The organism is Williamsia sp. Y712, assembly GCF_059445525.1.
In genome coordinates this window covers 673788-687676 of sequence record NZ_JCAIUN010000001.1, presented here as the reverse complement: position 1 = coordinate 687676, position 13889 = coordinate 673788, and the positions used below count along the sequence as shown (strand labels likewise).

The 13889-nt window shown below is 66.6% G+C and carries 9 protein-coding genes; 6 read left to right on the top strand and 3 right to left on the bottom strand.

Annotated elements, in window-relative coordinates:
• Positions 1-30: 30 nt before the first annotated feature.
• Complete coding sequence (locus AC1D75_RS03365) at positions 31-837, top strand: transglutaminase-like domain-containing protein (protein WP_495513891.1); 807 nt, start codon at positions 31-33, stop codon at positions 835-837.
• A 19-nt stretch (positions 838-856) separates the two neighbouring features.
• Here AC1D75_RS03365 and AC1D75_RS03360 read toward each other — a convergent pair whose 3' ends face one another.
• Positions 857-2347 (bottom strand): CCA tRNA nucleotidyltransferase, encoded by a 1491-nt coding sequence (locus tag AC1D75_RS03360; RefSeq protein ID WP_495513890.1) that lies wholly within the window; start codon positions 2345-2347, stop codon positions 857-859.
• Positions 2348-2471: 124 nt separating this feature from the next.
• On the opposite strand from AC1D75_RS03360, the gene AC1D75_RS03355 reads away from it, so the two are divergent.
• The 4 genes from AC1D75_RS03355 to AC1D75_RS03340 are packed head-to-tail and all read left to right on the top strand — an operon-like array spanning position 2472 to position 10623.
• The gene (locus AC1D75_RS03355; RefSeq protein ID WP_495513889.1) at positions 2472-3536 is read left to right on the top strand and encodes an NUDIX hydrolase; all 1065 of its coding nucleotides are present in this window, start codon (positions 2472-2474) and stop codon (positions 3534-3536) included.
• An 11-nt stretch (positions 3537-3547) separates the two neighbouring features.
• Positions 3548-6124, top strand: coding sequence for a DUF6049 family protein (locus AC1D75_RS03350; RefSeq protein ID WP_495513888.1), 2577 nt, complete (start codon positions 3548-3550; stop codon positions 6122-6124).
• Positions 6121-9999: a murein biosynthesis integral membrane protein MurJ gene (gene murJ / locus AC1D75_RS03345; RefSeq protein WP_495513887.1), complete on the top strand. Its 3879-nt coding sequence runs from the start codon at positions 6121-6123 to the stop codon at positions 9997-9999. The genes AC1D75_RS03350 and murJ overlap by 4 nt, the downstream gene beginning before the upstream one ends.
• Positions 10000-10008: 9 nt before the next feature.
• The gene (locus AC1D75_RS03340; protein WP_495513886.1) at positions 10009-10623 is read left to right on the top strand and encodes a DNA-3-methyladenine glycosylase I; all 615 of its coding nucleotides are present in this window, start codon (positions 10009-10011) and stop codon (positions 10621-10623) included.
• A 7-nt stretch (positions 10624-10630) separates the two neighbouring features.
• Here the strand turns inward: AC1D75_RS03340 and AC1D75_RS03335 are convergent, their stop codons facing one another.
• Positions 10631-11095: an NUDIX hydrolase gene (locus tag AC1D75_RS03335; RefSeq protein WP_495513885.1), complete on the bottom strand. Its 465-nt coding sequence runs from the start codon at positions 11093-11095 to the stop codon at positions 10631-10633.
• Between the two features lie 290 nt (positions 11096-11385).
• Here AC1D75_RS03335 and AC1D75_RS03330 point away from each other — a divergent pair, with 290 nt between their 5' ends.
• Entirely contained in the window at positions 11386-12297 is a 912-nt protein-coding gene (locus AC1D75_RS03330) for a phosphodiesterase (RefSeq protein ID WP_495513884.1), read from the top strand.
• 10 nt (positions 12298-12307) lie between these two features.
• On the opposite strand, the gene AC1D75_RS03325 is transcribed toward AC1D75_RS03330, so the two are convergent.
• Positions 12308-13744, bottom strand: coding sequence for a stealth family protein (locus tag AC1D75_RS03325; RefSeq protein ID WP_495515967.1), 1437 nt, complete (start codon positions 13742-13744; stop codon positions 12308-12310).
• Positions 13745-13889: the final 145 nt, after the last annotated feature.

Here is a 13889-nt window from a genome sequence, read left to right as displayed (position 1 = left end):
GTTCCGAATTGATCAATACAGGAGTTCTGCGTGCAAAAGCGCGATGTGTCAGCCCGCCTCGACGTCGACATCAACGGCGAGACGGATCTCGAGTTCCAGATCGCCGTTGCACCGCATCCCGGTGCCGAGGTGACCGAGACCCTCTCATTCACGCTCGATGGAAAGCCCTTGGACGCCAGGGAGATCAGCGGACCCCACGGCAACAGAATCCACCTGTTGCATGCCGGCGTCGGCAACCTGAAGGTCGCGTACACGGCCACCATCGTGGGGACCACCGCGCCCGCCACGGCCACCGACTACGATCGGTCGCTCTATCTTCGACCCAGTCGGTACTCCGAGACAGACAAGTTCTTCGGTTGGGCCGCAAAGCAATTCGATACCAACGCCAAACCTTCCAAGCTACTCGAAACCGTTGCCGCCTGGGTGGGTAACCACCTCGACTACACACCCGGTGCCAGCGGTCCCACCGACGGGGCCACCGACACCCTGCTCGCCGGGGCCGGTGTGTGCCGGGACTACTCGCACCTGGTCGTCGCGGCCCTCCGCGCCCTGAATGTGCCGGCCCGACTCGTCGCCGTCTATGCGCCCGGATGTGACCCGATGGACTTCCACGCCGTTGCCGAAGCACTTGTCGACGACCAGTGGCGGGTGGTGGACGCGACCTGCCTGGCACCGCGCCAGACCCTCATCCGCATCTCGACCGGACGCGACGCCGCCGACACCGCGTTCCTCGACAACCACGGTGGCGCAATCACTTTGAACAACACGACCGTGACCGCGGTGGTCGACGGCAAGCTGCCCGCCGACGACATCGGGAAGCTGGTCTCGCTCACCTGATCTGCCGGACCCCCGGGTACTAACCCTGCTGTTGCTGCGCCCACCACTCGCGCAAGGCCTGCTCGGCCTCCTCATGGGACATCGGGCCACGATCGAGCCGGAGTTCCTTGAGGTAGCGCCAGGCCTTGCCCACCTGGGGTCCGGGCGGCAATCCCAGCAACTCCATGATGGCGTTGCCGTCGAGATCGGGCCGGACCCGGGCAAGATCTTCGTCCTGCGCGATGCGGGCGATCCGCTCTTCGAGGTTGTCGTAGTTCTGCTGCAGTCGGCGAGCCCGGCGCTTGTTGCGGGTGGTGCAGTCGGCGCGGACCAGCTTGTTGAGGCGGGGGAGTAGGTCACCGGCATCGGTGACGTACCGGCGGACCGCGGAATCGGTCCACTGGCTGTCGCCGTAGCCGTGGAATCGCAGATGCAGGAAGACCAGATTCGCGACGTCCTCGATCACGGCCTTCGGATACTTCAGTGCCCGCAACCGCCTGCGGACCATCTTCGCGCCGACCACCTCGTGATGGTGGAAGCTGACGCCGCCGTTGGGTTCGTGCCGACGGGTGTCGGGCTTTCCGATGTCGTGCAGGATGGCCGCCCACCGCAACACCAGATCCGGGTCGCCGTCCTCGAGGTCCATCGCCTGCGCCAGCACCGTCAACGAGTGGGTATAGACGTCCTTGTGCTGATGATGCTCATCGATCGCGAGCTTCATCGCCGGGATCTCGGGGATCACCCGCTCCGCCAAACCCGTTTCGCAGAGCATGTCGATGCCCTCGACCGCATGCTCTCCGAGGATGAGCTTGTCCAGTTCGACCGCAACCCGTTCGACCGTGATCCGGGCGATCTGGTCGGCCATGGCCGTGATGGCCTCGAACACCCGCGGACTGAGGGAGAAACCCAGCTGCGAGACGAACCGGACACCCCGCAACATGCGCAGCGGATCGTCGTTGAAGGAGTCCTCGGGGGCAGCCGGTGTGTCGATCACCCCGGCGAGCAATGCCTCCAGACCACCGAGCGGGTCGACGAACTCCTGGCTGCCATCGGCGCCGATCTTCACCGCCATCGCATTCATGGAGAAGTCACGCCGCACCAGATCGTCTTCGAGGGTGTCGCCGAACCGGACCTGCGGGTTCCGCCCGACCCGGTCGTAGCTGTCGGCACGGAACGTCGTGATCTCGATCTGCTGCCCGGACCTGACCGCACTGATCGTCCCGAAGTCGATGCCGGTGTCCCAGATCGCCTCGGCCCAGCCACGCAGCAGTTCCTGTACGTCCTGCGGGCGGGCATCGGTGGTGAAATCCAGATCGCCGTGGTTGAGCCGGCCGAGGACGGCGTCCCGCACGGAACCACCGACCAGGTAGAGCTGGAATCCGGCCGCGGCGAACTTGGCACCGAGGGGATCGAGGACGTCGGAGAGCTCCCGCAGCGACACCGCGGCAGAGGCCAGCAGCCGCGTGCGTCGTTCGTCTGCGCCTGCGGAATCGGCGGCAGAGGAATCGGCGGCAGGCGGGGGAGTTGTCACGAAACGCCAGACTAGTCGAGCGGGACCGGCAGGGGAGTTCACGGGCCACCACAGGGTGTGAGTTCGGTGCCTGATCGGCCACGCTGGCGGAAACAGCCGGTTACCGACGACTAGCATCTATTGAGTGTCAGCCGAACCCACAGAGCCGAGTAGGGACGTCACCCGGCGTCCTCGGCGACGGCGCGGCAATCGCCGCGGGGGCGGCGCTGGTCAGACCACCGATCCCAGGCCACCCGCAGCGGTGTCCGATTCGCCGGCGACGAACGACGCCCCGGCAACCGACAAGTCGCCCGCGGGCGGATCATCGCGTCGATCGCGCCGCGGTCGGCGCCGCAAACCGTCCCGTCCCGTCGACAACACGGTCGATGCCGCCCGCAGCGAATCGACCGGTGTCGCAGGCACCAAGGCGGCCGACGGGCGGACCGCGCAGGTCAAGCCATCGGACGTGGGCAGATCGAAATTGCCCGCGAAGGTCCCGGCGAACCTTGCCAAGCAGCGGCTGCGAACCGTCCGGGAGACCTCTGCAGGCGGTTTGATGGTCTCCGGCCTCGACGGTCCCGACAACGAGCGGTGCGCCGCACTGATCGGTCGCGTGGACCGGCGGGGCCGCATGATGTGGTCGCTGCCCAAGGGCCATATCGAAACCGGTGAGACCGCCGAGCAGACAGCCATCCGTGAGGTCGCCGAGGAGACCGGCATCAAGGGCAACGTCGTCGCGCCCCTCGGCAAGATCGACTACTGGTTTGTCAGCGAAGGCAAACGTATCCACAAGACGGTGCACCACTATCTGATGCGGTTCACCGGAGGAGAGCTGTCCGACGCCGATTACGAGGTCGCCGAGGTGGCCTGGGTGCCACTGGTCGATCTGCCCCGTCGACTCACGTACTCCGATGAGCGGCGCCTGGCCCGCGTGGCCGAGGACGTCATCGCCGAACTGACCGCCGATCCCGATCGGATGGCCGAATCCGAGGCCTTGGGCACGCGCAGCGAACCCAATGCCTACGAGAAGGCCGCCGCGGCGCGCAACCAGAAACGCAACGAACCACCTGCTCCCGTCCAGAAACCGCGTCGACGCCGACGACGCGGTCGACGCGGCTCCGGTCGCGGAGGCGAGGGTTCGGCGGGTAAAGGCGGGGGAGCGGCCGCGCACGGCCCAACCGGTGACTCCGGCCCATCAGAAGCCACGTGAAGGCCGGTTCGATGCGGGCTCGGGGGGTCGGCCACCTGCGGTGGTTGCTCGTTGTCCGGCGACTACTGATCGTCCTGGGCGCCACGATCATGATTGCGGTGCCGCTGGCTCCGGCAGCGTTCGCAGCGCCCGGCGACGTGCAGACCGACTCCGATCAGTTCCTGCAGATCTCCCTCGAGTCGATCGATCCGTCGACGGTGTCGACCACCAGCGGCGGGACCGTCACCGCGAGCGGAACGCTGAACAACATCGGTGACCGCCCGGTCCGCAACATCGCGATGCGCATGGAGCGCGGGGACGTGATCACCACCAGCGCGGGCCTCGGTGACTCGTTGTCGGCAGATCCGAACAGTTTCGAGATCGTCGGCAACTTCGTCGATGTGACCAGGGAACTGAAGCCAGGGGAATCGGTGCCGTTCACGCTGCGGCTCCCCTTGTCGGCGGACGATTCCGACCGGCCCAGTCTGGCCATCGACACACCGGGCGTCTATCCCATCCTGATCAACGTCAACGGCACACCCGAGTACGGCGATGCGGCCAGGCTCGACGACGCCCGGACCCTGCTGCCGGTCATGGGGTTGCCCGACGACGACACCCGCGCGCAGACGCAGGGTTCGGCCGGATCGGACTCCGCGCCGACCGGGGCGATCCCGGTGGCGCCGGACGGATCCATCGCCCCGGACACCTCCCAGCCGATGGGCCTGACCCTGCTGTGGCCGATCGCCGCACCCGCGTCACTGGCACCGGGTGTCACCGGAGGCGGCGACGAAACGGTCCGCTTGTTGGACAACGGTTTGCGCCAATCACTCGAATCCGGCGGTCGACTCGACACCCTCCTGACCGCGATGGAACAGACCCACGCGCAAGAGGCCAACACACCGCTCACCCAGAGTCTGTGCTTGGCCATCGATCCCGATCTGCTCGTCAGTGTCCAGGCCATGACCGGCCCCTACCTGGTCAGCACCGACCCCGGCGATCCGACCGGACCCGCGTTCGAGGGCACCGGATCGGCGGTCGCCAAGGCCTGGCTGGCCCGGTTGCAGGCACTGGCACCGACGATGTGTGTCGTGGCGACCCCGTTTGCACATGTGGACACGAACGCGCTCGCGCAGGTGGACGACTCGGGGCTCTCGAAGGCCGCACTCGACACACCGGCCGACATCGTCGACACCATCCTCAAGGTGAAAAGCGTGCGCGGACTGACCCTTCCCACCTCCGGCGTCCTCGACGACAAGGCCGCCGACCTGGTGAAGGACAACGGCTCGGTCGGCACGCTCCTGTCCGCGTCCGCGGTCCGCACCACCACACCCACCTCCACCAACGGCGAGTACCCGCTCGGCGACGACCTTGCGGTCCAGACCTTCGATCCCGCGATGTCCAGTGCGCTGGCCGCGATGGGTGATGCCCCGCGGTCGGCGCAGGTCACCCCCACCGATCAGCGCGACGGCTGGTTGCGGGGCAGCGAGGCGGCCCGGCGACAGACCGCGCTCGGAGCGATGATGTTCTCGGCACTGGCGCCGTCGACACTGTCCGCGATCACCGGTGATGCCGAGCAGAACGGGAGCGACGACCCGATCGCCAAGACGATCGGACGGGGTCAGGTCCTCATGCCGCCGCCGACGTGGTCCGCCACCGCAGACGACACCAAGGCCGTGTTGTCCACGATGACCCAGCTGCTGACGTCCAACCTGGGTGTCCCGCGACCGCTCGAGACCCTAGGCGCCGACCTGACAGCCACCGCCACCGCACCGGCCGGGGCCCGACTGATCGCACCGGCAGGCGCCGAGATCACCGGCCCGCCGGAGCAGATCATCACCGCCGTCGGATCGGACACCACCCAGACCTGGGACCTGCAGGAGTCGATGGTCGCGCGGTCCGATGTCCCGATCACGCCGCAGGCGTACATGGCTCCGCTTCGTGAAGACCTGCTCCGTGCGATGGCATCGGTCTCGCCCCAGGATCAGCGGGCCGCCACGGAGGCCGGTGAGATGCGGACCTCTGCGGTGGCGATCACGATCGCGGGGATTCGCGGCGGCGTCGGCATCCTCGATCCCGGCGGCCGTTTCACCCTGGCCTCCGAACGGAGCCCGCTGCTGCTGGTCATCCGCAACGACCTCCCGGTCGCGATGCGTGCCCGTCTCTCGGTCTCGGCCCCGGCCGGGATGACGGTCGGGGACCTCGGCGTCATCGAGATACCGGCGCAGGGAACGCGGCAACTGCAGATCCCGACCCGGGCCGACCGCTCCAAATCCATGACCGTGCAGATCGGTTTGGTCACATCAAGCGGTGTCCCATTGGGTAGTCCGATCGAATTGTCAGTACATTCCAACGCATATGGACAACCGCTTTTCATCATCACGATCTGTGCCGGGGTGCTCCTGGTACTCCTCGCCGGCCGACGGCTCTGGCATCGATTCCGCGGCGAACCCGATCCCGCTGACCTCGACAGACCCGAACCAGACGAGCGCGAGCGTCTGATGGCCGACAGTCGCGCTCTCCACAGCGGGGGCATCGGCACCTGGGCTTCGCCGGAGCCAGGGCACCGGCCAGGAGACAACCCCGGACGGCCTGACGGGGACAATCGATGACCGATCAGCCACCACCACCCCCGCCGCCCCGGCGCCGGCCACCACCGCGGCCCATGCCGGGTCCGGGAACAGGTCCGCGCCCACCGTCGGGCCCACCACCGGGATTCCGGCCCGCACCCCACGGAGGTCCGGCGCCACAGCCACGACCTCCCGGCGACGCCCGACCGACTGCCGGTGACCCTGCGTCCACGCGTGGGCGGGTGAACCGGGCCACTGTGGCGCCGGTCACCGTCGACCCCAAGCCCGACGAGCCGACCGCCACCACGCCGCGTCAGCCGTCCGACGACAGCGTCATGCGAACCAGTGGTTCGATCGCGCTGGCCACCCTCGTCTCACGTATCACCGGTTTCGTCCGGACCGTCCTGGTGCTGGCCATGCTCGGTGCAGCGGTCGCGTCGTCGTTCCAGGCCGCCTACGTGCTGCCGAACATGATCGCCGAGGTTGTCCTCGGTGCGGTCCTGACCGCGATCGTCATCCCGGTCCTCGTCCGCGCCGAACGCGAAGACGCCGACGGGGGAGCCGGGTTCATCAACCGGATCTTCACCCTGACGGTCGTCTTACTCGGGGCCGCCACCCTCGTCGCGGTGATCGCTGCGCCGCTCCTGACCGCCCTGAATCTCGGTGACGGCAAGGTCAACCGGGATCTGGCGACCGGACTGGCCTACCTGCTGTTGCCCGCCATCCTGTTCTACGGACTGTCGGCCCTGTTCATCGCGATCCTGAACATGAAGGGCCTGTTCAAGCCGGGCGCCTGGGCACCGGTGCTCAACAACATCGTTCAGATCATCACCCTGATCGCCTATGCCGCCAGTCCCGGTGAGATCTCCCTGGACCCGGTCCGGATGGGCGATACCAAACTGCTGATCCTCGGTATCGGCACCACACTCGGCGTGGTCGCGCAGACGCTCATCCTCGTACCGGCGATCCGCCGCAGCGGTGTGAAACTGCGCCTGCAGTGGGGTCTGGACGACCGACTCCGCAAGTTCGGCAACATGGCCGTGGCGATCGTCCTGTACGTCGCGGTGTTGCAGGTCGGTCTGATCGTCACCTATCGGATCGCCTCGGCCGCGAGCGCGGACGGTGTCAGCGTCTACGCCACCCAGTGGCAGTTGTTGCAGTTGCCCTACGGCGTCCTGGGCGTGACGATCCTGACCGCGATCATGCCGCGACTGTCCCGCAACGCCGCCGCCGACGACACCCACGCGGTGATCGACGACCTGTCGCTCGCGACCCGCCTGACGATGGTCTCACTGGTTCCGGTCATCGCATTCATGACGTTCTTCGGTCCCGCCATCGGTGTGGCCGTCTTCAACTTCGGGAAGTTCAACGCAGAGACCGCCTCCCAATTGGGCAGTGTCCTGTCGTGGGGCGCGTTCACGATGATCCCGTACGCGATGACGCTCGTGCAGCTGCGTGTGTTCTATGCCCGCGAGGATGCCTGGACGCCGACCTACATGGTTGTCGGGATCACCGCGGTCAAGGTCGCCGCGTCGTACCTCGGCCCGGTGCTGTTCGACGACCCGGACGACATCATCCGCTGGCTCGCCCTGTCCAACGGTCTGGGCTATCTGGTCGGCGCCGTTGTCGGACACTTCCTGTTGCGCAGCCGCCTCGGTGGCGCCCGGATGACCAACGTCGGCCGAACCGTGTCGTGGACCCTGGTGGTCTCCGTCGGATGCAGCGCGCTGGTGTGGGCACTGGCCGAGATCTCCGGGCTCGACCAACTCTCCACCGATCACGGCAAATTGGGGTCGATCGCCTACCTCGGTCTGGTCGGGATCGTCACCATCTCACTGATCTACATCGTGCTGACATTGCTGCGAGTGCCCGACGTGCTGACCGTCGTGGTCGTGGTTCGACGTCTGCTTGGCCGCTTCATCCCGGCCATCGCACCGGCACCCGAACCCGAGACCGAGGGTGCGGCCACGATGACGGTCCAGTTCCCGCGGATCTCGGGCGAGGAGTCTGTTCCGTATTCTGGTCAGGTCGAAGTTATCCGACGCTTCGATCGGGGTACATCGAGCTGGCAGGCCTACACGGTCACAAGCGGCGGCGCTGCCGGAACCAACTTCCGTCAGCCACAAGACCTGCGGTATCGAAGGAAAGGAGTGGGTGCTTTGGGTAAACAGGATGCCGACAGCAAGTCGGTCGAGGCGCCCACGTCGCCACGCCCGTCCGTCGGTGCGCCGGGTCTCGATGAGACCGCGCAGATGAACCTCGCCGATGTGGCAGCAGCCGGCAAGGCCACACCCGAAGCGCCGACCGGGGCCCGTCCACCGGCGCCCGCCCGGCCGCGGGTTCGCCGGGGCCCCAGGCTCGTTCCGGGAGCTGCCGTCGCCGGCGGCCGGTACCGACTGCTGCAACACCACGGCGGATCGCGCGGTCTGCAGTTCTGGCAGGCCCGCGACATCAACCTCGACCGCGACGTGGCACTGACCTTTGTCGACGCCGAACAGGCCGCTCCGCTACCGGAAGCCGGTGTGCGGATCGATCCCCGTGACGAGGGCCCGCAGGCAGTGCTGTCGCGGACCCTGCGGCTCGGCCGGATCAACTCGCCCGGCATCGCGCGGGTCCTGGATGTGGTCCGCGGATCATCGGGCGGAATTGTTGTCGCCGAATGGATCCCCAGCTCGTCGCTGGCCGACGTCGCGAAGTCGAATCCGTCGCCGGTCGGCGCCGCTCGCGCGGTCCGCGCACTGGCCGCCGCGGCCGAGGCCGCACATCGCAACGGTGGCGCCCTGTCCATCGATCATCCCGAACGCGTCCGGATCAGCCAGGAGGGCAATGCTTTTCTGGCGTTCCCCGGTACGCTCGCCGACTCTGACAAGTCGTCGGACGTGCGCGGCCTCGGGGCTGTTCTCTACGCCCTCCTGCTGGCCCGCTGGCCGCTCGACGCCGAGACCGGGGTCGAACTCGCCACCAGCAGGCAATCAGCCGAACAGATCGGTGGTCTGGCGCCTGCCGCGCCGGGCAACGACGGTCTGCCACGTGAACCCCGGGCGCAGCGCCCCGACATCCCGTTCGAGATCTCCGCGGTCGCGGCCCGGGCCCTGGAGGGCAACAGCGGGATCCGCACCGCGGCCACGGTCCAGCACGTTCTCGACCAGGCAACGGTTCTCGACCAGCAGACCGACCTGATCGCCCAGGTCGGGACCGACGGCAAACCGGTGAACTCGTCGCCGCGCGCGACACCGAGGATGCTCGGTGGGGGCGGAGACGACGACACCAAGAAGCCGCGTTCGGTGCGCACCATGGCGATCCTGGCAGGCGCGGGATTGTTCATCCTCTTTCTCGTCATCGCGGTGGTCGTCTGGGCGACCAACGCTTTCGGCGGAGACGACGAGACCCCGGACATCGACTCGATCTTCTCCACCTCGGCAGGTCCGTCCGGTGAGGCGGCCCCACAGGCTCCGGCTCCGGCTCCGGCTGCAGCAGGACCGGTGGGCCTGACCGCCGTCACGATGCTCGACTACTCCGATCAGGTACCGGACGGCCGGACCAACCTGAACAACGTGATCAGCGGGCAGGCGCCGGCGTGGAAAACCGATGAGTATCGCGGTGGCGCCAAGTTCGGCAACCTCAAACCCGGTCTGGGCCTGATGTTCACCCTCGATCGGGATGCGACGCTCTCCGAGGTCATCGTGCGGTCACCGACGCCGGGCATGCAGCTGGAGATCCGCACCGCGAACTCCGTTCAGACGGCGTTCGAGGCCACCACACTGGTCGGGGCGGCCACGCTCGAGGGCCAGGAGACCCGGATCCCGATCAGCGACGCCAAGCCGGGGAAGTACGTCCTGGTATGGCTGACGTCCCTGCCACGCAACGACAGTGGGCGCTACCAGGGTGCCATCAGCCAAGTGTCGATGACGGGCTAGTACCCCGCTGTGACCGACGACCTGCCGGTGGGTGCGGTGCGCTGTGAGGATGGGCTGATCCGGCCCGCCTGGGCCGCACAGACGGGTTTGATGCGCGAGTACTACGACACCGAGTGGGGCATGCCGGTCTCCGGCGAGAACGCCCACTTCGAACGTCTTGCGCTGGAGGGGTTTCAGGCCGGACTGTCGTGGGCGACCATTCTGCGCAAACGTCCGGCGTTCCGGGAGGTCTTCGCCGACTTCGATGTCGACACCGTGGCCGGTTACGGGGAACCCGAGGTCGCCCGACTGCTCACCGACGCCCGCATCATCCGGCACCGGGGCAAGATCGAGGCCACCATCGGGAACGCACGGGCCGCCCAGAATCTGCGCGCCGACGGCGGTTTGGTCGACTTCCTCTGGTCGTACAAGCCGGAGACGACCCCGCGCCCGCGGACCATGGCCGAGGTGCCGACCACCTCGCCCGAGTCTGTTGCGATGTCCAAGGCATTGCGGGCAAAGGGTTTTCGATTCGTCGGCCCGACCACCATGTATGCGCTGATGGAGGCCATCGGGATCGTCGACACCCATTTGATGGACTCGTTCCGGCGGGGGAGTTCCGGCGTATGGACCGATCCCCACTAGTCGTCGGCTACCGCTGATCCGCTGCGCCGAGGCGACGGACGAGGTCGGCCAGGTTCGTCGGGAAGATCAGTTCGGTGCTGGACTCCAGCTCGGCTGGTGACCACCAGCGGTGGTCGAGGATCGTGTGCCGCTCGAGTTCGGTCCAGCCGATCGAATGCGGCTCGAATGCCGGCACGTACGCGACGAAATAGACCTCCACCTGATGGATGGGTTCCCCGGCGAAGACGACGTCGAACTCGCGGTGCATCACGGGCCCCGACATCACGTCCACCCGATGACCGGTTTCCTCGAACACCTCACGCCGGGCGGTCTGCTCATCGGTCTCGTCGCCTTCGCGGCCGCCCCCGGGGGTGAACCACCATGTCCCGCCTGACGAGTTCATCGGATCGACCCCACGGAACAGCAGGATTCGGCCGACCTCGTCGATCAGGATCATCCTCGCGGCCTGTCGACGACGTCCGGTCACTCCCATCGTCCACCCCCTTCCGGCGTTCACCAGCCTGCCAGACCCGATGCGGGCGCACTGAGCTCAGCCCCGGGATCTCGCTGCGAACCACCCGCCGTAACCGACCGTGCCGGCAGTCACCGGGCCACCGACGCGTCTCCGGAAGCAACCGCAGATGTTCATCTGCTGTCCTGGCGACGTCCGCGTTCAGGGTTTCTCGATGTGTTTCGCTAGTGTGTGTTGGTGACGGTTGTCAGCCCGGGCGTCCGCCCGACACAACCGCAGCAGCGCAGGGCCGATCGGAAGCGAGTGCGTTGATGGTGGCTCGAACGGCCGAATACCCCAGGCCGAATCACTGCATAGTGCACATCAGCGACACCCATCTGATCGACGGTGACGGCGATCTGTACGGCGGTGTCGACAGCAAGGCGCGGTTACGCCAGATCCTCACCGAACTCACCGGATCCGGTGTCGCGATCGATGCACTGGTCTTCACCGGTGACCTGACCGACAAAGGCGATCCACGCGCCTATGAGACGCTGCGCGGCATGGTCGAACCCGTCGCCGACCGGCTCGGAGCCGAGCTCATCTGGGCGATGGGCAATCATGACGATCGCGCCGTCTTCCGAGTGGAACTGCTCGACCAGCCGCCGGACACCGGGTCCATCGACATGGTGCACGACGTCGGCGGTCTGCGGATCATCACCCTGGACTCAACCGTCCCCGGCCTGCACCACGGCGAGGTGACCGACGCTCAACTCGCTTGGCTCACAGATCTTTTGGCGACACCTGCCGAACACGGCACCATTCTTGCGATGCACCACCCACCCGTGCCGTGTGTACTCGATCTCGCGGTCCTCGTAGAACTACGCGATCAGCACCGACTCGCAGATGTGTTGCAGGGCAGCGATGTCCGCTCCATCATTGCCGGACATCTGCACTATTCGACCAACGCGACGTTCGCCGGGATACCGGTCTCCGTGGCCGCAGCCACCTGCTACAACCAGGATCTCAACGTGCCGGCCGGGGCGATGCGCGGCCGCGACGGGGGACAAGGCTTCAACCTCATCCACGTCTACGACTCCACCGTCGTCCATTCAGCCGTACCCATCGGCACGTATGCGACTGTGGGCGAATATGTTTCACCCGACGAGACCGCGCGCCGACTGGCCGCAGCCGATATCCGGATCGCCGAGAGCACCCGGCGAAGCCCGGTCAGCCGGAACTAGCGTCGGGGCACTAGTCCGACGCCGCCCCTGCCGCCGTCTCCCATGGTGCGGCGATGGGGAAGTAGCGGTCGAGGAAGCCGATCACCGTCTGGGTGCGGAGTTCCAGATCGACCTCGGGGGTACTGCCGTCGTTGAGACAGAAGAAGTCGACGGCCCGCCGCGGCAGCATCTTCCCCATGGCCTTGAGTCCCGCCACGGCGGTCGTGTCGATGTACTTGACCTTGGCGTCTTTCTGCACCACAGCGCGACCGGTCATGAGCGCGTAGTAGTGGTACAGCGAATTGGTCACCGAGATATTCGAACTGGTGCGAAAAGCGCTGGCGGCGGTGGCGGCGAACTCCTCGGGGAATTCTTTTTCCATCTCCTGTAACACGCTCTTGCGCAACGGAGTTGCCGCATGTTCGAGGTGCCGCGTCGTCATCAGTCCGAATCGGTTCTGAAGCAAACGGCGGTTGACCCTGGCGGCATTCTCGAAACCACTGCGGTCGGCGTCGCTGTAGCCGAGTCCGATCCGCGTGGTCGCCTCGATGAACATGCTCACCCCTCCCGAGGAGAAGAACGCCTGCGGTCCGACCGGACGTCCGAAGAACATGTCGTCGTTGGAGTACAGGAAATGCTCGGACAACCCCGGGATGTGGTGGAGCTGGCTCTCGACGGCCTGAGAGTTGTGCGTCGGCAGAACCGACGTGTCGACGAAGAACTCCTCGCTCGGGACGAAGGTCACCCGAGGATCGTCGGCCAGCCACGCCGGGCGCGGTGAGTCGGTGGCGACGAAGATCCGGCGAATCCAGGGCGCGTACATGTGGACCGAGCGCAACGCATACTTCAGTTCGTCGATCTGGCGGTACCGCGCGGCCGACGCATCCCCTTCTCCGACAATGTAATTCTGCATTCGCTTGGCCCGCTGAGCCTGGAACTCCGCCGATGACCCGTCGACCCAGGAGAAGACGATGTCGATGTCGAAATTGATGTCGGAGGCATGTCCGGCGAACATGTTCTCGATGGTGGGCCAGGTCAGACCGTAGCGCTCGACGGTCCCACGGACGGCTTCGTCCGTCGGAATGGTCCGCCGGGTCAACGAATTCTCGATCGGCAGGGTGATCTCGGTGTCATCGAAAGACCACAGCTCTATCTGCACGGCGGTCGCAGCGCCGTAGTGCAGCCCGCTCTTCGGTTCGACGCGCGGTCGATAGAGCCGAAAGATTCTTGCTTTCGTGGATTGCGACAGTTTCCCATCGCCTACCAGTACCGCCTTACCCCGTTCTGCATCAACAGTTTTCGAGTAGAACGGTTCCCGCTCGCAAGCGGCGACCATTGCTGCCTTGAAGGCGGCGCGGTCCGGCCATGCGATCGCGATCACCGGTCGTTCGTCGTTGCCGCGCACCAGGAGGTAGGCGATCTCGGCAGCGTCGAGGACACCACGGATGAACAGCAGATCCTCGACCATCGCCTCTTGCGGAGTGGTCGACGAGATGGCGAGCGCGTACCGACCTTCGAAGCCCACGACGTTCGGCTGTTCCCGCAGGCGGGCCACCGACGCGGCAGACTCCCGGACGACCGATTCCGGGGTCTCCGGCTCGGGAGGGACGAGG

Coding starts and splice junctions, on each gene's coding strand:
- AC1D75_RS03350 (WP_495513888.1), top strand. CDS start 3,548: ATGCGGGCTCGGGGGGTCGGCCACCTGCGGTGGTTGCTCGTTGTCCGG.
- AC1D75_RS03325 (WP_495515967.1), bottom strand. CDS start 13,744: ATGGTCGAGGATCTGCTGTTCATCCGTGGTGTCCTCGACGCTGCCGAG.
- AC1D75_RS03335 (WP_495513885.1), bottom strand. CDS start 11,095: ATGGGAGTGACCGGACGTCGTCGACAGGCCGCGAGGATGATCCTGATC.
- murJ (WP_495513887.1), top strand. CDS start 6,121: ATGACCGATCAGCCACCACCACCCCCGCCGCCCCGGCGCCGGCCACCA.
- AC1D75_RS03330 (WP_495513884.1), top strand. CDS start 11,386: ATGGTGGCTCGAACGGCCGAATACCCCAGGCCGAATCACTGCATAGTG.